15 protein-coding genes are annotated in these 18,656 nt (G+C 51.2%); 14 read left to right on the top strand and 1 reads right to left on the bottom strand.

The window, feature by feature from the left end; genetic code table 11:
- Window positions 1–98: 98 nt before the first annotated feature.
- Entirely contained in the window at window positions 99–1,325 is a 1,227-nt protein-coding gene (locus tag ACXX82_RS10245; RefSeq protein ID WP_458562861.1) for an anthrax toxin-like adenylyl cyclase domain-containing protein, read from the bottom strand.
- 672 nt (window positions 1,326–1,997) lie between these two features.
- On the opposite strand from ACXX82_RS10245, the gene ACXX82_RS10240 reads away from it, so the two are divergent.
- The 14 genes from ACXX82_RS10240 (at window position 1,998) to bioD (ending at window position 18,654) form a co-directional block, all read left to right on the top strand.
- Window positions 1,998–2,417 (top strand): MerR family transcriptional regulator, encoded by a 420-nt coding sequence (locus ACXX82_RS10240; RefSeq protein WP_322240309.1) that lies wholly within the window; start codon window positions 1,998–2,000, stop codon window positions 2,415–2,417.
- Between the two features lie 121 nt (window positions 2,418–2,538).
- On the top strand, window positions 2,539–3,723 hold the full coding sequence (locus ACXX82_RS10235) for an isovaleryl-CoA dehydrogenase (RefSeq protein ID WP_458562860.1): 1,185 nt from the start codon (window positions 2,539–2,541) through the stop codon (window positions 3,721–3,723).
- Window positions 3,724–3,862: 139 nt separating this feature from the next.
- Entirely contained in the window at window positions 3,863–4,804 is a 942-nt protein-coding gene (locus ACXX82_RS10230) for a pyridoxal-phosphate dependent enzyme (protein WP_323506591.1), read from the top strand.
- A gap of 2 nt (window positions 4,805–4,806) precedes the next feature.
- Window positions 4,807–6,615: a bifunctional isocitrate dehydrogenase kinase/phosphatase gene (aceK, locus tag ACXX82_RS10225; RefSeq protein WP_416186852.1), complete on the top strand. Its 1,809-nt coding sequence runs from the start codon at window positions 4,807–4,809 to the stop codon at window positions 6,613–6,615.
- Window positions 6,616–6,731: 116 nt separating this feature from the next.
- On the top strand, window positions 6,732–7,928 hold the full coding sequence (locus tag ACXX82_RS10220; RefSeq protein WP_322234307.1) for an acetyl-CoA C-acetyltransferase: 1,197 nt from the start codon (window positions 6,732–6,734) through the stop codon (window positions 7,926–7,928).
- Between the two features lie 232 nt (window positions 7,929–8,160).
- Complete coding sequence (locus ACXX82_RS10215) at window positions 8,161–8,766, top strand: 2-hydroxychromene-2-carboxylate isomerase (protein ID WP_322234305.1); 606 nt, start codon at window positions 8,161–8,163, stop codon at window positions 8,764–8,766.
- A 45-nt stretch (window positions 8,767–8,811) separates the two neighbouring features.
- Window positions 8,812–9,270 (top strand): YchJ family protein, encoded by a 459-nt coding sequence (locus ACXX82_RS10210; RefSeq protein WP_322234302.1) that lies wholly within the window; start codon window positions 8,812–8,814, stop codon window positions 9,268–9,270.
- A 155-nt stretch (window positions 9,271–9,425) separates the two neighbouring features.
- Complete coding sequence (locus ACXX82_RS10205; protein ID WP_322240307.1) at window positions 9,426–11,138, top strand: AMP-binding protein; 1,713 nt, start codon at window positions 9,426–9,428, stop codon at window positions 11,136–11,138.
- A 110-nt stretch (window positions 11,139–11,248) separates the two neighbouring features.
- Entirely contained in the window at window positions 11,249–12,871 is a 1,623-nt protein-coding gene (locus ACXX82_RS10200; RefSeq protein ID WP_458562859.1) for a carboxyl transferase domain-containing protein, read from the top strand.
- 87 nt (window positions 12,872–12,958) lie between these two features.
- Window positions 12,959–13,762 carry an enoyl-CoA hydratase/isomerase family protein gene (locus ACXX82_RS10195; RefSeq protein WP_323506592.1) on the top strand — a complete coding sequence of 268 codons (804 nt, stop codon included), beginning with the start codon at window positions 12,959–12,961 and terminating at the stop codon, window positions 13,760–13,762.
- 179 nt (window positions 13,763–13,941) lie between these two features.
- Window positions 13,942–15,195 carry a cytochrome P450 gene (locus tag ACXX82_RS10190; RefSeq protein WP_322234294.1) on the top strand — a complete coding sequence of 418 codons (1,254 nt, stop codon included), beginning with the start codon at window positions 13,942–13,944 and terminating at the stop codon, window positions 15,193–15,195.
- Window positions 15,196–15,247: 52 nt separating this feature from the next.
- On the top strand, window positions 15,248–16,483 hold the full coding sequence (bioF, locus tag ACXX82_RS10185) for an 8-amino-7-oxononanoate synthase (protein ID WP_323506617.1): 1,236 nt from the start codon (window positions 15,248–15,250) through the stop codon (window positions 16,481–16,483).
- Complete coding sequence (bioA, locus tag ACXX82_RS10180; protein WP_322234291.1) at window positions 16,484–17,863, top strand: adenosylmethionine--8-amino-7-oxononanoate transaminase; 1,380 nt, start codon at window positions 16,484–16,486, stop codon at window positions 17,861–17,863.
- Window positions 17,863–18,654, top strand: coding sequence for a dethiobiotin synthase (gene bioD / locus ACXX82_RS10175; RefSeq protein ID WP_323506594.1), 792 nt, complete (start codon window positions 17,863–17,865; stop codon window positions 18,652–18,654). The genes bioA and bioD overlap by 1 nt, the downstream gene beginning before the upstream one ends.
- Window positions 18,655–18,656 lie beyond the last annotated feature (2 nt).

Raw genomic sequence — 18,656 nt, 5'->3', positions numbered from 1 at the left:
GCATAGACGCGGTTAATTTGAATGGTCAATATCAGCGTAATTCGACGGTCGTAATTTGGTCCAAAATTTGGAAAGAACTTGTGTGACCTAATTTTTTATCATGTGTCAAGTGTTGTAAGTGCCTCTTGGTAACTGCTGCGCCGGACCTCGCTAACCTCTTTTTCCCATAATGGATTAAGCGGCATGTGATAGCCACCGTCCTTTGCCTCTTGTACTAATGTCGCTAGCTCTTGACTATTATTAATGATGCTCATCACCTCGAATGGACCGATTTTTATAGGTAGAAAAAAAGTCGCAGGATAATTCGACGAAGGATCCGTAGCAGGACTGCCAGAATCGGCACTGTGGTGCACCACTTTCTCGCCATCACCGACCAAGGCGTGATTAATGACGGGGATCATGTCGCGTATTCGTTGTGTTGCGTTACCGATATTTTTATCTTCTTTTTCAGAAAATTTATTTTCAGAGCCATAAGCTTCGACCAACTCCGCATTCAAGTTATATGGACCCACCATTTCTTTGCTGTGCATCCGTTGATAAGCATCGACCTTGTTACGCAACACGATTGGTGCAATATCAGGCACAGGCAGATTATCTTGCGCTCCAACATCGCCAAGATGCGGCCCGATCAAAAATAGATCGTAATCTGCTGTCAATGCCCTAGCTTCCATTGGAGATTGCTGATCAATTTTTGGCGCTAATACTTCAATCGGGGCTCCTTGAAAAGTGATGACATACCTATCCTGATCATTCTGTATCTGGCGTGAAGCTTCACATTGAAAAACGTGATTGCTGGGGGCTTTCGCGCTGAACGTCACTATTCCTTGGGCGTTCTCAAGCGATAAATTGGTAATGACGCCTAGTTTTAATAAGCTATTTAAGCGTTTTGGCGATATTGATAGCGGTATGGCTATGACATCGCCATTTTGGATACTGGATTGTGCGTACTTATTAAATTTCGCAATCTTCTCCTCAGACGCATTTTCCAATTTGCTGTAACGCTGATTCACGCAAATCATCCCTGCCTGCGGTCCCCACGAAGCACTTTTTCCTTTGTCACAAAAACGTTTGGTCGGGTGCCCATTTTCAATTAACTCGGTCGCTAACGGATCTACCGGACGGAAACCTATGATGCAGTTGTAGTCTTGGGCCAGCTTTTGCAACGGCGCTAAATGCGCGGTGACGATGCCGGTTTGACTGCTGACATGGTCTATCACATCCTTAATCGATTTTTCGATACTGTTTTTTTTCGACGCCACCAATGATGCTTTGCTCATGCTGTTGGGCGTGATGGACGATGCATTAAAATCTGGAATACTGTTCATAATTTATTTGTAATAGGTGTTTTAAAATTTGGTAATAACCACACGTCGTCACTTAGCTACGCGCTTGAAAGAGCGCAGCGTGAGCAGGTGTTCTAACTCAAGGCCTAAACCAGCCGCTCTAACTATCGTCGTCGCAGGTTTGATCATGTTTTATGCTATTAGCGAATCAAGCCGCAGACAATAGGACGTGTCTGGGTTTTGGTCGGTGTTAATTGACTTTTGTCGCCGTACGCACGCGCATGCGCTTGTCGCGCTTTATGCGGTTGCCGGATGCAATCGCGCATTTAATATGGCTTGGGAAGGATGCGCATCTTCTCTTTGATGGTCTTGAATACCAATATTGCGTAATGCCACAGGTTTCATTCCCAAGAGAAATTGTTGTTTCAATTATTCAAAGAAGAATTTGATTGACGTTAACGTTAACTGCGGATAACGTAGCGTACGTAACCTAAACCACATTAAATATGGTTTGCATCCCTTGTGTTACCGACAAACCTTTAAGCTACTTTAATAGGTATTGACCGAACAATTAGATTTCCGAAGTGCGACGTACTGTTGTATGGATCGAATTGTCAACCCGATCTTCAGCCCGCTGTTTAATCCAACTTGGGATTGAGCGGCAGGCTCCGTGCTACGGTTTTTAGAAGAGCTTTGAAAGTATTGCCGCCCATTATGCCGACCTACACCATTACCGAACTTGCACATGAATTTGACATCACGCCGCGGGCTATTCGGTTTTATGAAGACCAAGGCCTGCTGAGCCCTGCGCGCGAAGGCGCGGGTGGGCGAAATCGTGTTTACGCCGGGCGCGAGCGTACGCGGTTGAAGTTGACATTGCGTGGCAAGCGCCTTGGTTTGACGCTGCTGGAAATCAAAAGCCTGGTCGACATGTACGACTCGCCTAAGGATTCCGTGGCACAGCTTGAACGTTTTCAGGCGGTTCTGGCGCATCACAAGCAGTTATTGGAACAGCAACGCGAAGATATCGAAATCACGTTAGCCGAGATTTTAGTGCACGAACTCGAATGCGTGAGATTACTGAAAACCAATCAATTTAAGCAACAGAAAGCCGACCCGGACAAAGTAATTTAATACTTGGAACAGCGCCGTAAATGCTGCAGGTAGTCCGCGTGATCTGAATATTTAAACGATGGTAATGGAAATAGGAAATCGCTATTCGAGCCGGCCCCCTAACAACAAATGGAGTAAACATATGGTGCATCTGAACGGACTAAATTTTGATCATGGCGAAGATATCGCCGCTTTGCGTGAAACGATTCAACAGTTTGCGGCGGCAGAAATTGCCCCACGTGCGGCAGAAATCGATCGTACTGACCAATTTCCGATGGATTTATGGAAAAAAATGGGTGATTTAGGCCTTCTCGGGATTACTGCTGATGAAGCCTACGGCGGCATCGGACTGGGCTATCTGGCGCATATCATTGCATTGGAAGAAATTTCTCGCGCATCGGCTTCGGTCGGACTTTCTTACGGCGCGCATTCCAATTTATGCGTCAATCAGATTAGTCGTAACGGCAATGCAGAGCAAAAAGCCAAATATTTGCCTAAATTGATCTCTGGGGATCACGTCGGCGCGCTCGCCATGTCGGAGCCAAATGCTGGCTCTGACGTGGTTAGCATGAAGTTGCGGGCGGACTTAAAAGGTGACCGCTGGGTGCTGAATGGCACCAAGATGTGGATCACCAACGGTCCTGATGCAGATGTGTTGGTGGTCTATGCCAAGACTGATCTGACGGCAGGCGCTCGCGGCATGACGGCGTTTTTGGTTGAAAAGACTTTTAAAGGTTTTAGCGTCGCGCAAAAGCTCGACAAGTTGGGTATGCGCGGATCGCATACCGGCGAACTGGTCTTTCAGGATTGTGAAGTCCCTGTTGAAAATGTCCTCGGTAGCGTCGGCAAAGGTGTGAACGTGTTGATGTCTGGACTCGATTTTGAACGGACAGTTTTGTCAGGCGGCCCACTTGGCATCATGCAAGCCTGTATGGACGTCGTCGTTCCGTATGTACATGACCGCAAGCAGTTCGGCCAGGCCATTGGCGAATTTCAATTGATGCAAGGCAAACTTGCTGACATGTATTCCACCATGATGGCCTGCAAAGCCTATGTGTATGCCGTTGGTCAGGCTTGCGACCGTGCCAAAACACCGGAAGCCGCACGTGCTTTACGTAAAGATGCTGCGGGCGCGATTTTATATTCTGCCGAAAAAGCTACCTGGATGGCGGGCGAAGCAATTCAGGCGCTGGGCGGCAACGGTTATATCAACGAATACCCGGTTGGTCGCCTATGGCGCGACGCGAAATTGTATGAAATCGGTGCAGGAACCAGCGAAATTCGTCGTATGCTCATCGGACGCGAATTATTTTCTGAAACGGCTTAATGTTTGTCCTGCGTCTGCCATAAGTTAATGCTAACTAGCCATTGGCCAGGTAGCAGGCAACGCGCAGTTTTGTTAATTCGCTTCAGGCAGTACACTTTATGCAGGCAAGTACACTTTCATTATTAGGACTTACGCATAGATGACTTCTTTGCATATTCAAACGGCTTTATTGGCACATCCACAACTTTCTGTCGCTCTCGGCAAAAAAGTTTGGTTGAAAATGGAAAACACGCAACCCTCTGGCTCATTCAAGTTGCGCGGGATTGGTTTGCTTTGCCAGCGTGCGGTGACGAGTGGTGCGACCCGATTAGTCTGTCCGTCCGGCGGTAACGCCGGTTTCGCGGCAGCTTTCGCCGGTGCTGCATTAGGTGTCAGAACCACGGTCGTCGTGCCGGAAACCACTTCCGCTGCGGTGATTGCGCGCATTCGTGACATCGGTGCAGAAGTGATTGTGCACGGCAGCGCATGGCATGAGGCGAATCAGGCCGCGCTCACATTATGTGAACAAGCGGGTGTGATCTACATTCCACCTTTTGACCATCCTGATATTTGGGACGGCAACGCCACCCTGATCGACGAAGCCTTAGCGCAAGCTAAAGCGATGGGATTCGATTTTGATGTGGTTATTTGTGCCGTTGGCGGCGGTGGATTGATGTCCGGGATACTGGAAGGCATGCATCGCAACGGTTTGAAAGAGGTGCCATTGATCGCGGTCGAAACCGATGGCGCGGCCTCCTTACATGCTGCTGTGGCGGCGGGCGAGTTGGTGTCGTTAGCGGCGGTGACGTCGATTGCCACGTCATTGAATGCGACCCGCGTGGCGGCAGCCGCATTTAACTGGACGCGTCAACATACGGTGCTGAGCGTCAAGATCAGCGATGCGCAGGCGGTTGCTGCCTGTCTTTCGTTTGCAAATGATATGCGAACGCTGGTCGAGCCGGCATGCGGCGCAGCCTTGGCAGTCGCCTATCAACGCCTACCTGAACTGGATAAATTCGAACGGCCCTTGATTGTCGTCTGCGGCGGTATTGGCGTCAGTCTGGAAACGCTTGCCAACTGGAAGAACCATTTTTCGTTATGACCATGTCGCCAGCCTTTCCAAAATTGTTGTCCTCGCAGATCGCCTTTGATACTGCGCGGACAATACTGGACGGCTTCGACAAGCATTACCGCCTGTTTCGCGAGGCAACCCATGCGGCGAAGCGGCATTTTGAATGTGCCGACTGGAAAACCGCTCAGATCGAGGCCCGTGAACGGATCGCCTTTTATGACACGCGCGTGGACGAATGTGTGCAGATGCTGGAAGATGAATATGCCGATGTCGATCTCACCGACGAGGTCTGGCGCGAGGTGAAGCTGCATTACATTGGCTTGCTGATTGATCACAAGCAACCGGAGCTTGCAGAGACGTTTTTCAATTCGGTATGTTGCAAAATTTTGCACCGAATCTATTTCCATAATGACTTCATTTTTGTACGGCCAGCAGTATCGACTGAATATCTGGACACCGACGAGACGACACCGACCTTCCGCGTGTATTACCCAATGCTAGACGGGATGCACGCCACCCTGAAGCGCATCATTACTAATTTTCAGTTGCAAACACCTTTCGCTGATCTTGATCGCGATGTCACGCTGGCAGAAGAGCGCATCCAGCAAACGTTTAGCGCAGACGCGCTCGAACTCAATCACCAGATTCACGTGCTATCGACGCTTTTTTACCGCAACAAAGGCGCTTACATGGTCGGCAAAATCATCAACGGTAGCAATGAGTATCCGTTCGTGATTCCGATTTTGCATAATCGCAAAGGTGAACTGGTATTGGATGCTGTGTTGTTTGAACGCAAAATACTGGCGATTTTGTTTTCGTTTACGCGTGCGTATTTCATGGTGGATATGGAGGTTCCTTCTGCCTATGTGCAGTTTTTACGGACCCTGATGCCAGAAAAACCACGTAGTGAAATTTATACGATTCTTGGTCTGCAAAAACTCGGCAAGGCCTTATTTTATCGGGATTTTTTGCGTCATTTAAGGCACTCCTCGGATAATTTTGAAATTGCACCCGGGATACGCGGGTTAGTCATGGTGGTGTTTGCGCTGCCATCGTTTCCCTATGTATTCAAGGTGATCAAGGATTATTTCCCAGCGCCCAAAGAGACGACCAATGCGCTGGTCAAAGAAAAATATTTACTGGTTAAAAATCATGATCGTGTGGGCCGCATGGCCGACACATTAGAATACTCAAGCGTTGCCTTTCCGCGCGCACGTTTTGCCGATGAATTATTGGCAGAATTGAAAGCTGTAGCGCCTTCCGTGGTTGAAGAAGATGGCGACGAAATCATTATCAAGCATCTGTATATCGAGCGCCGCATGGTGCCTTTGAATATCTATCTGAACAGCGCCCAGGCGAACGGTGATCAAACGGCGATGGAGCATGGCATCGTCGAGTATGGCAATGCAATCAAAGAATTGGTGGCCGTGAATATTTTCCCCGGCGATATGCTGTACAAAAATTTCGGTGTGACACGTCACAATCGGGTCGTTTTTTATGACTATGATGAGATTGAATACATTACAGATTGCAACTTCCGGAAGATTCCAGAGCCACGCAATGAAGAGGAGGAAATGTCTGCCGAACCGTGGTATTCGGTCGCAAAAAATGACGTGTTTCCTGAACAATTCGGTGTTTTTCTTTTGGGCAACACCAACGTAAGAAAATATTTTTTGAAACATCATGCAGATTTATTGACGCAACAGTACTGGCAGCAACGCAAACAGCACATACTGGATGGCCATTTCGACGATGTTTTTCCTTACCCACAAGAATGTCGTTTTAGAAATGCGAAATCAGTAGCCATGCTGACGCCGGTCACGCAAGATTGTGCAGAGTAGCGTGATTTTCGCAAAATTGGTCATGACGCTTTGCTGTGCTAAAAAAAGTGTCAAGAAATACGTTTCAAATTGTGACTAATCTGACGGCATAGACCGTCTTTAACTGGAGAAAAAACATGAGTGACTCAATTGTTATTGTCGGTGCGGCACGTACCCCGATGGGTGCATTTCAAGGTGATTTTTCCTCACTAACCGCTACTGATCTGGGTGCAGTCGCGATCAAAGCGGCAGTCGAGCGCGCCGGGCTAAAGCCTGAACAAATTGATAGTGTGGTGTTCGGTAACGTATTGCAAGCTGGTCAGGGTCAGGCACCGGCGCGTCAGGCGACAATCAAGGCCGGATTGCCAATGTCGACTAACGCCTCGACGATTTCCAAAGTGTGTGGATCTGCCATGCAGGCAACCATGTTTGCACATGACGCATTGTTGGCCGGCACGCATGAAGTTGTTGTCGCTGGCGGGATGGAGTCGATGACTAACGCACCGTATTTAGTGCCGAAGGCACGTGGCGGTTATCGTATCGGTCACGGCGCGATTTTGGATCATATGATGCTGGATGGTCTGGAAGATGCCTATTCCAGAACTGAAAACGGCGGCGGTCGTTCGATGGGCACTTTCGGTGAAGAGTGTGCAGCAAAATACAAATTCACGCGTGAAGAGCAAGATCACTTTGCAATCAGCTCAGTCAAGCGTGCACAAGCTGCTGCTGCCGATGGCCTGTTTAAGTGGGAAATCGCACCGGTAACGGTCACTAGCCGTGCGGGCGAGGTGGTTATCGATAAAGACGAAGGCCCGACTAAAGCGAAGGTGGAAAAAATTCCATCGCTACGTCCAGCATTCAAAAAAGACGGCACGATTACCGCCGCATCATCATCGTCGATCAATGACGGTGCTGCCGCTCTGGTATTGATGCTTGAGTCCACTGCGAAGAAACTTGGCTGCACACCAATCGCCAGAATCGTCGGTCATGCCAGCCACTCGCAAGAGCCAGATTGGTTCACCACTGCGCCGGTTGGTGCAATCGATAAGCTGTACAAGAAAATCGGTTGGACCAGCGCTGACGTTGATCTGTTTGAAATCAACGAAGCATTCGCCGTAGTGCCAATGGCAGCGATGAAAGAACACAATATTCCGCATGACAAGGTCAACGTGCATGGCGGCGCATGTGCATTGGGCCATCCTATCGGTGCATCCGGTGCGCGCATTATCGTGACGCTGCTTGGCGCTTTGAAAGCGACTGGCGGCAAGCGCGGCGTGGCCTCGTTATGTATCGGGGGTGGCGAAGGTACGGCGCTGGCGATTGAGATGCTGTAATGACGGTTTGTCTACGCTGGTGACCGTGTAGACAAAAAGACGGATGCAAAGCTATCCCGGCGGATAAGTCAGTCGCCGGGACGTCCTGCAAAAGTCCTGAAACAGGCAACGATGCAAAGTCATTTTTTCGCTGATTTCCCTGGTATGTTTGTTTGAGCAAAGCCGGGTGACACTGAAAACAACACTATCGACCGGGATTCGGTCGCCAGAGTGAATTCGAAAAAGGTTTTACATGAGTGCTGCAATCGATTTTTATTTTGATTTTTCGTCTCCTTACGGCTATTTTGCAGCCGAACGCATTGACGAACTGGCGGGAAAATATGGGCGCGACGTCGAGTGGCATCCGATTTTGCTCGGCGCTGTCTTCAAGACCACCGGTTCGGCACCGCTGACAGAGTTGCCGATGAAAGGAAAATATTCGTTCCACGATTTCGAGCGGAGCGCGCTCTTTCATGGCATTCCCTATCATCGGCCTCCGGCTTTTCCGCTTCCTACCCAAGTTGCGGCGCGTGCGATGTTGTGGATGCAGAGCAAACATGGTGCTGATCAGTCGATCAAATTTGCCAAATTGATTTATCAAGGCATGTTTGTGCACGGCATCAATATTGCTGAGCCGCTTAATGTCCTTGATATAGCGCGTAAAAATGGCTTCGATACAGAAGGCATGGCTGAAGGCGTGAATACGTTGTCGATCAAAAACCAGTTAAAAGCCGAGATTGACCTAGCCATGGCGCGTGGTGTATTTGGCTCTCCGTTTGTGATCGTCGATGGCGAATCGTTTTGGGGTTTTGACCGCTTTGATCAGATTGAAGCAATGTTGAAGTCTGGCAAAGTCTAAACGCGGCAACATCGAAAAATTGAAAAGTACGATGAACAAGCCAGTATGAACAAATCACATAATGCAGCACTGTGTCCATGTGGCGGCGGTCAGTTCTCGACATGTTGCGGTCGTTTTCTCGCCCCACAAGTTGGACTCTATCCGTCTGTGCCGCAAACTGCACAGGAATTGATGCGCTCTCGGTATACCGCCTACACGCTGCGTGATGATGTCTATTTATCAGCGACCTGGCACCGTAGCACGCGACCTGCGGCGGAAAACATCGTCAGCGCTGACGATGGGTTGAAGTGGCTTGGTTTAGAGATTCGACAGCATGAGACTGACGGCAATCATGCGACGGTGGAATTTGTTGCCCGTTATAAAGTCGGCGGGCGCGCCCAACGCCTTCACGAAGTAAGTCAATTTGTAAGAGAACTGGCCGAAACTGAGACCAAAGCCCAGCTGAATGAAAGTGCGTACCGCTGGTTTTATGTAGACGGATATTTTCCAGAAAAAATAATATAAATTTCTTGAGTGACCGCTGGATGCCGTTTGGACCGCTGTACGACCAGAATGACGGTGGCCAAAAATCAATGGACAAGGATAGGAGACAAACAATCATGCAAGCGAAAAACGATTCTTTAGCCGATTTGCCAACGACCATTTCCACCACTAATGCGATGACCGATCTAATCAGTACGCCAATCAACGGCATGAGTATCGCGCGTGGCAGTCAGGATATCCCGTTGATCGAAGATACCCTTGCCGTTTTCTTTGATGGGATGGTGGAAAATGTTCCCGACAACGATGCGTTAGTCGCTTGCCATCAAAACATTCGCATGACGTACCGCCAGTTGCAGACGGAATCACGTCGTTTGGCAAGCGCTTTACTGCGGTGTGGCGTTGAGCGCGGCGAACGTGTAGGGATCTGGTCGCACAATAATAGCGAGTGGCTACTGATGCAATTGGCGACAGCCCGTGTCGGTATTATTCTGGTCAATATCAATCCTGCCTATCGTGTGAGCGAACTGGAATACGCGCTCAACAAAGTTGGTTGCAAAGTCATCGTCACAATGACCAGCTTCAAAACCAGTGATTATCTTGAGATGTTGCGCACGTTGGCGCCCGAGTTGGCCGGTTGCGTTCCTGGTGAATTGCAGGCGGCGCGCATTCCGACTTTAAAAACGGTGGTGCATCTTGGCACCGATATATTACCGGGCATGTTACGGTTTTCTGATCTGATCGCCCGCGGTGATAGCGACGATCCACAAGTCGCCCTGATTGGTGCGACATTGCAAGCCACCGATGCGATTAACATTCAGTTCACCAGCGGCACGACCGGTTTTCCTAAAGGGGCGACGCTGACACATCGCAATATTTTGAACAACGGTTTCTTTATTGGCGAAGCCATGCGGCTCACGGCGCAGGATCGCTTATGTATTCCGGTCCCGCTGTATCACTGTTTTGGCATGGTGCTAGGCAATCTGGCCTGTCTGACTCACGGCGCAACCATCGTCTATCCGAATGACGGATTTGATGCGTTATCGGTATTGCAGGCGGTGCAGGATGAGCGCTGCACTGGCTTACATGGCGTGCCAACGATGTTTATTGCTGAACTCGACCACCCACGTTTTGCGGAATTCGATCTGTCCACATTACGCACCGGGATCATGGCCGGTTCGCCCTGCCCAACTGAAGTCATGAAGCGGGTAGTGCGTGACATGCACATGGAGGAGGTGACGATTGCTTACGGCATGACCGAAACCAGCCCTGTAAGTTGCCAAAGCCTCACCGATTCGCCGGTGGTGAAACGCGTGTCGACTGTTGGTCAGGTGCATCCACATCTTGAAGTCAAAATGGTCGATCCAGAATCGGGTGAAATAGTACCAATTGGTGTCACCGGCGAACTGTGCACACGCGGCTATGTCGTGATGCAAGGTTATTGGGACGATCTGCCAAAAACGCAGGAGGCAATCGACGCCGAAGGCTGGATGCACACCGGCGATCTGGCGACGATGGACAGCGAAGGCTACGTCAATATCGTTGGCCGAATCAAAGACATGGTGATACGCGGCGGAGAAAATATTTATCCACGCGAGATTGAAGAATTTCTGTATCGCCATCCAGCCGTGCAAGATGTACAGGTCGTCGGCGTGCCGGATGCCAAATATGGTGAAGAACTATGCGCGTGGGTCATTCTGCGGCCGGGTCAAAGCGTCGACGAAGAAGGATTGCGTGCATTTTGTAACGGTCAGATTGCCTATTACAAAGTGCCGCGTTATATCCGTTTTGTCGATGCGTTCCCAATGACCGTGACGGGGAAAATTCAAAAATTCAAAATCCGCGAAGCGATGAAAGAAGCGCTTAACATTAGCGAAGTTAAAACGGCCTGAAGTTAATCGAGCGTCAACGCATGCAATTGCGTTAGAGAGCCACGGGCAGCCATGGCGCATCTGACGATAAAAGACGGTAATAGTAAGTTAAAAAGTTTAAGGATATTGAGATGCCCCAGTTAGAAAGCAAACTGAATACCCGAAGCGAAGATTTTCAGCAGAATGCTAGCGCACTCAATTTGCTGGTCGACGATTTGCGACAAAAGGTCGCGCAAATTTCAGAAGGCGGCGGTGATGCGGCGCGTGACAAGCACGTGGCGCGTGGCAAACTTTTGCCGCGTGACCGTGTACAAATGCTGCTCGATCCGGGCACACCATTTATGGAATTTTCGCAACTGGCGGCCTATCACGTTTATATCGATAAAGACGGCAGCGATGCTGCGCCAGCTGCGGGTGTCATCACCGGCATCGGCCGCGTGGCAGGGCAAGAATGCGTGATTGTCTGTAACGATGCAACGGTCAAAGGCGGTACTTACTATCCGCTGACGGTCAAAAAACATCTGCGCGCACAAGAAATCGCCGAACAAAATAATTTGCCGTGTATATATCTGGTCGATAGCGGCGGTGCCAATTTGCCAAATCAGGATGACGTGTTTCCTGATCGGGATCATTTCGGGCGAATTTTTTATAATCAGGCGCATTTGTCCGCTAAAGGCATTCCGCAAATCGCGGTCGTCATGGGATCTTGTACCGCCGGCGGTGCGTACGTTCCCGCCATGAGCGATGAATCGATCATCGTCAAAAATCAGGGAACCATCTTTTTGGCGGGTCCGCCGTTAGTCAAAGCAGCGACTGGCGAAGTCGTCAGCGCCGAAGACTTGGGCGGCGGCGATGTACACACGCGTTTATCCGGCGTCGCTGATCATCTGGCACAGAATGATTTGCACGCGCTGGCACTGGCCCGCACGATAGTGTCAAACCTGAACCGCAAAAAGCCCGAAGGGCCAGTATTGCGCCCAGTGATTGAGCCGAAATATCCGGCCCACGAGTTATACGGCGTCATCCCGCTTGATACGCGCAAGCCATTCGATGTGCGCGAGGTCATAGCGCGGGTGGTGGATGGCAGCGATTTTGATGAATTCAAGGCACGTTATGGCACTACGCTAATTTGCGGCTTTGCCCATATTTATGGCATGCCGGTTGGCATTATCGCCAATAACGGCATCTTGTTTTCAGAAGCGGCGTTAAAAGGCACGCATTTTATTGAGCTATGTTCACAGCGTAAAATCCCGCTGGTTTTTTTGCAAAATATCACCGGCTTCATGGTTGGTCGCAAGTACGAAAACGAAGGCATTGCGCGTAACGGTGCCAAGATGGTGACCGCGGTGGCGACGACGGCTGTGCCGAAGTTGACGGTGATTATTGGCGGCAGTTTTGGTGCCGGTAATTACGGCATGTGCGGGCGGGCCTTCTCACCACGATTCTTGTGGATGTGGCCAAATGCGCGGATTTCGGTCATGGGTGGCGATCAGGCTGCGGGCGTATTAGCAACCGTCAAGCGCGATGGTATCGAGGGCAAAGGCGGTATTTGGACTGAAGAAGAAGAAGTCGCCTTCAAAGCACCGATTCGCGATCAGTACGAACATCAGGGACATCCGTATTACGCCTCGGCACGCTTATGGGATGACGGTGTCATCGATCCTGCGGATACGCGCATGGTGTTAGGTCTTGGTTTGAGTGCGGCGTTGAATGCACCGATTGCGGAGACTAAATTTGGCGTTTTCCGCATGTAAATTTGCTGCATAAATTTATTATGCAGCGCTATTTACGCACCCCAAAAAGTAAAAAACGCACGCGAACATGCAATCGGAAAGAACATAATGACGTATAAAACCCTGTTAGTTGAATGTAAAGCTGGCAACAGCGACCATGCACAAGTCGCCACCATTACCTTAAATCGGCCCGATGTCCGTAACGCCTTTAATCAGGACACGATTGCCGAAATCACGCGCGCCTTCACGGAACTGGGCGCAATGCCACAGGTTCGGGCGATTGTGTTGGCTGCGAATGGTGTCGCATTTTGTGCCGGTGCTGATCTGAACTGGATGAAAGAGATGGCAGATTACACGCCGGAACAGAATCGCGCCGACGCAGGACAATTGGCGGCCATGTTGCAGGTGATTTACGATTGTCCAAAACCGGTGATCGCTCGCGTACAAGGCGATTGTTACGCAGGCGGCCTGGGTTTGGTTGCCGCGTGCGATATCGTGGTGGCGGTCGAGGCAGCCCATTTCTGTTTGTCGGAAGTCCGGATCGGCTTGATTCCCGCGACTATTTCCCCCTATGTTATTAAGGCAATCGGCGAGTCGGCGGCGCGCCGCTACTTCATTACCGCTGAACGCTTTTCGGCAGCAACCGCCCTGCGAATCGGGTTGGTCCACGAAGTGGTCGGACTTGAAACATTAGATGACACGGTTAACGTGCTATTGAAATCATTGCTTGCCGCCAGTCCGGCTGCCGTGACAAATGCCAAGCGCTTGGTGCGGGATGTTGCCGGTCAACCTTTAAGCGCTGCACTGATTGCCGCAACAGTCGAGGGAATTGCCCAAAGCCGTGCTTCCGATCAAGGCCGTGAAGGCGTTCGTGCTTTTCTGGAAAAGCGCAAACCATCATGGTTGCAATGATAATTAACCGACAATATTATTGAAAAGTCATACATAAAAACCATCCCCATATGGGATGAATGCAGCGCTAATCCACAGGTTGAAGTGATGCTGTTGCGGCGATACCTATACAATTCCGGTTCCCCTGCAGTCTCTTGCAGTATGGTGAGCGCAAGCTCGTCAGTTTTAAAAGTTAACACATGATAAACAATGATTTTTTAAACAATCCTTACCCAACTTATCAGGCACTGCGTCAGGCCGGGCCGCTGCACTGGAATGAAGAGTTCTGTGGTGGTGCATGGCTTGTGACGGAATATAGCGATGTCGCCAGCGTTCTGCGCGATCCACGTTTTTCGGTGCGGCGTGCGGGTGGCTGGGCGAATACTAGCGGCCCGGAAGCGCTGACCGAGTTGCGTGAATTTAAACGTATTTTTTCGCGGTCGTTGTTATTTGTCGATCCGCCGCAACACACACGGCTGCGTCAAGTCATGAACGTTGGCTTTAAACCAGCGGCTTTGCAGGCGCTAGCGCCGCGGATTCAAAGTCTGATTGATGGCTTGCTGGATTCTGTGATGGCAACGACATCTGCGACCCCCGCCAGTTTTGATTTCATGCGGGATGTTGCGCGGCCGTTGCCAGCCTTGGTGATTGCGGCGATGTTGGGTATTGATGGCGATGATCGGGCGGAATTCGTGGCCTGGTCGGATGATATTGCTGATTTTATCGGCAGCCCGACCCCGACTATCGAGATTGCCCGACGTGCGCAAACCAGTCTGGTCGCGATGAACGCGTATTTTCGCGCAATCCTGCCGCAGCGGCGTTTGCATCCCGGCGATGACTTGATCAGCCAATTGATGCTGGCCGAAGCGAACGGCGGCATTATTACTACCAAAGAATTGCTGGCGCAGTGTTGCACGTTGTTATTTGCCGGTCACGAAACGACCCGCAATCTGCTTGGCAACGGGATGTTGGCGCTTCTGCAACACCCTGACCAATGGCAGATGTTACGGGACGATCCAGCATTGTTGCCATCGGCGTTGAAGGAATTGCTCCGATTCGACAGTCCGGTGCAATACACTGGCCGTCGTTTGAAAGTTGACGTTGAATTGCATGGTCAGCGCATGAAAAAAGGCGATCTGGTCATCCCATTGATCGGTTCGGCTAACCGCGATCCCGCCAAATTCACCGCCCCCGATACGCTCGACATCACCCGTAATCAGGGCGCGCATTTATCGTTCGGCTTCGGCCCGCATGTTTGTATCGGCGCGACTTTGACGTATATGGAAGCAGAAATTGCCTTGCGTAGCGTTATGCAGCGGTTGCCGGGCTTGCAACTAGTTGGCAAGACCCAATCGTGGGGACATAACGCAGTTTATCGAAGCCTCAACGCGTTGCCATTAAAGTACGTGTCGACGCTGGCGGCCTCTCCAATCGAGGATGCCGCGCATGTCTAATGCTGACCTTAATTTGCCTGTTGACGCGTTTCCCGGTTTCAAGCCCGATTTGATGGATGAAATAAGCGCTCAGTTGATGCAATTGCAAGACCAGAAGCTGCTACGCAAACGACGCATCGTGGATGGTCCACAAGGTCCGCTGCTGACAATTGATGGCAAGCAAATACTGGCTTTCAGCAACAACGATTATCTTGGTTTAGCCAATCATCCTGCGTTGATCGCTGCTGCCCACGATGGCTTGGCGCGATTCGGCGTCGGCGCGGCATCGTCGGCGCTGATCAGCGGTCATAGTAGTGTGTGCGAAGAATTGGAAGTCGCGCTGGCAGCGTTTGTTGGCATGCCCCGCGCATTGCATTTCTCAAATGGCTACATGGCAAATATGGGGATTATTCCGGCGTTGGTGGGCCCCGGCGATCTGGTACTTTCCGACCGGTTAAACCACGCTTGCCTGATCGATGGCGCACGTCTTTCCGGTGCAGAATTCCGCGTCTATCCGCATAACGACGTGGCGCGGGTGGAGCAGCAACTCGCCAAAAGCACTAGCGCACGCAAGCTGATAGTGACTGATGGCGTGTTTAGTATGGATGGCGATATTGCGCCCTTGCCTGCGCTGTTGGCACTGTGCGAAAAATACGATGCGTGGTTGTTGGTCGACGATGCGCACGGTTTTGGCGTGCTGGGACCGCAAGGCCGTGGCAGTCTGGCCCATTTTGGATTGGCGTCACCGCGCGTACTGTATATGGGCACGTTGGGGAAAGCGGCTGGTGTTTCGGGCGCGTTTGTGGCTGGCGATGCAACGTTGATCGAATGGTTATTGCAGCGCGCACGGACTTACGTGTTCACTACGGCCAGTCCACCGATGTTAGCGTGCGCACTATTAGCGACGCTCAACTTGTTGGAAACCGAAGATTGGCGACAACAGCATTTGCGGCAATTAGCAAAACAGTTACGTGATGGTGTTGCTGATTTACCATGGTCGCTACTCCCGTCTGACAGTGCGATTCAGGCATTGGTTGTCGGTGATAATCAGCTCGCCCTGGATGTGATGGCGGCATTGTTTGAGCAGAATATCTGGGTGCCCGCGATTCGCCCGCCGACGGTGCCCAAAGGGACTGCGCGATTGCGTATTTCGCTCTCAGCGGCGCATACAATAGAACAAGTGGATCAATTGATTGCTGCGTTGCATGTGGCTGCTAAAAAGCTTGCTGCCGCAGAGACCTTGACCGCAAAAGATACCGTCAGCGAGGAAAACGCGCCAGCCGATATCGACAGTATGAAGGAAGCATAGTTGAAACAAAATACACAATCTGACTGGGTAAATCGCAGTCTGAAAAGCGTCTGGCATCCATGCACGCAAATGCAACACCACGAAACGGTGCCGCTGATTCCGGTCAGCCATGGTCGCGGTGCGTGGCTATACGACGCCGATGGCAAGCGTTATCTGGACGCCATTAGTTCATGGTGGGTGAATCTATTCGGTCATGCCAATCCGCGTATTAATGCCGCGTTGAAAGACCAGCTGGATAAGCTTGAACACGCGATGTTGGCGGGTTTTACGCACGAGCCGGTGATTCGGTTGTCAGAGAAACTGGCAGAGCGCACGGGGAATGTGTTGGGGCATTGCTTTTACGCGTCGGATGGTGCTTCGGCGGTGGAAATAGCACTGAAGATGAGTTTTCATTCCTGGCGTAACGCCGGTCATAGCGCCAAGCAAGAATTCGTTTGTCTCAAAGGCAGTTATCACGGCGAAACCATCGGTGCGCTGGCGGTGACAGACGTGGCTTTGTTCCGCGATGCGTATGGACCGCTATTACGTCAGGCGCACGTTGTGATGTCGCCCGATGCACGCGGCGCGCATGAAGGAGAAACCGCTGCCGATGTTGCGCGTCGTGCTGCGCATTCTCTGGAATTGTTATTGCAACAACGTGGCACGCACATCGCGGCGCTAATTATCGAGCCATTGGTGCAGTGTGCGACCGGCATGGCAATGCACGATCCCGTCTATTTGGCCGAAGTACGCGCCTTATGCGACCGTTATCAGGTGCATTTGATCTTTGATGAAATTGCCGTGGGCTGCGGTCGGACTGGAACATTCTTTGCGTCTGAGCAAGCTACGGCAAAGGGTTCTGAAGCCTCAGCGCCGCAGCCGGTCTGGCCGGATTTCGTTTGCCTGTCGAAAGGGATCAGCGGTGGCTATTTGCCATTGTCGCTGGTGATGACGACCGATGCCATTTATCAGAGTTTCTACGATGCCGACGTCACCCGTGGTTTTTTGCATTCGCATTCTTACACCGGCAATCCATTAGCCTGTCGTGCGGCGTTGGCGACGCTTGAAATTTTTGAGCAAGATGATGTACTGAACGCTAATCGCGTGAAGGCACAGCGCATAACCGCCGCATTGCAACCAATGGCCGATCATCCGAGCGTGCAGCATTTCCGCCAGCGCGGGATGATCTGGGCGTTTGATGCAAAAATTGCCGATCCGGCAGCAGCGTCAACTTTTTCGCGTCGATTTTTCAGCAAAGCGTTGGAAAGCGAATTGCTATTACGACCCATTGGCAACACGGTCTATCTGATGCCTCCATACATCCTCGATGAGGAAGAGTGCGACTTGCTGGCAGCACGCACAGCTTCTGTATTCAACAGCGTCATTGGCGAGAGGTCTTGATGACTAATCAAACGATACCGTTGAATGCGTTGATGCCAATGGAAAACAAGCCGCAATGCGCCTATTTTGTCGCTGGCACGGATACCGAAATCGGTAAAACGCTCGTCGCTGCCAGTTTGTTGCATGCGCTGACCAAAACCGGCATTCGTACCGCCGGGATGAAACCGGTCGCCGCCGGTGCAGAGTTGCGCGACGGCATCTGGCACAACGATGATGCCGACGCTTTGGCAGCGCAAGCCAGCGTCGCGCTACCAACACATTTGGCAACGCCGTATTTATTTAAGGCGCCGACCGCGCCGCATATCGCCGCCGCGCAGGAAGCCCGCATCATTGCATTGCCGCATATTTTGGCGTGCTATCAACAGATAGCGACCTTGGCTGACGCAGTGGTAGTCGAAGGCGTTGGTGGCTTTCGCGTGCCATTGAACGCCACCACTGATACCGCCGATTTGGCAGAACAGTTGGGTTTGCCGGTTGTGCTGGTTGTTGGTTTGCGGCTTGGCTGCATTAGCCACGCGCTGCTAACGGTCGAAGCGATTGCCGCGCGCGGCTTGCTATTGGCAGGCTGGGTTATCAATACTGTCGATCCCGACATGCTGAACGCTGACGCGACGATTGAGGCGCTGGTGGCGCGCATTGATGCGCCTTTATTGGGCCGTGTACCGCGACTTCCATTGCCCGCTGCGGAATTAATCGCCGCTGCCGCCAGTTATCTTGAATTTTCACATTTGCCGGGCTGGCCTGCCGGAACACCTCTTTTAACAAATTCCCTCCCTTCTAAGGAAATCTGATC

The organism is Glaciimonas sp. GNP009, from assembly GCF_054343755.1.
This window is presented reverse-complemented; position numbering and strand designations above follow the sequence as displayed.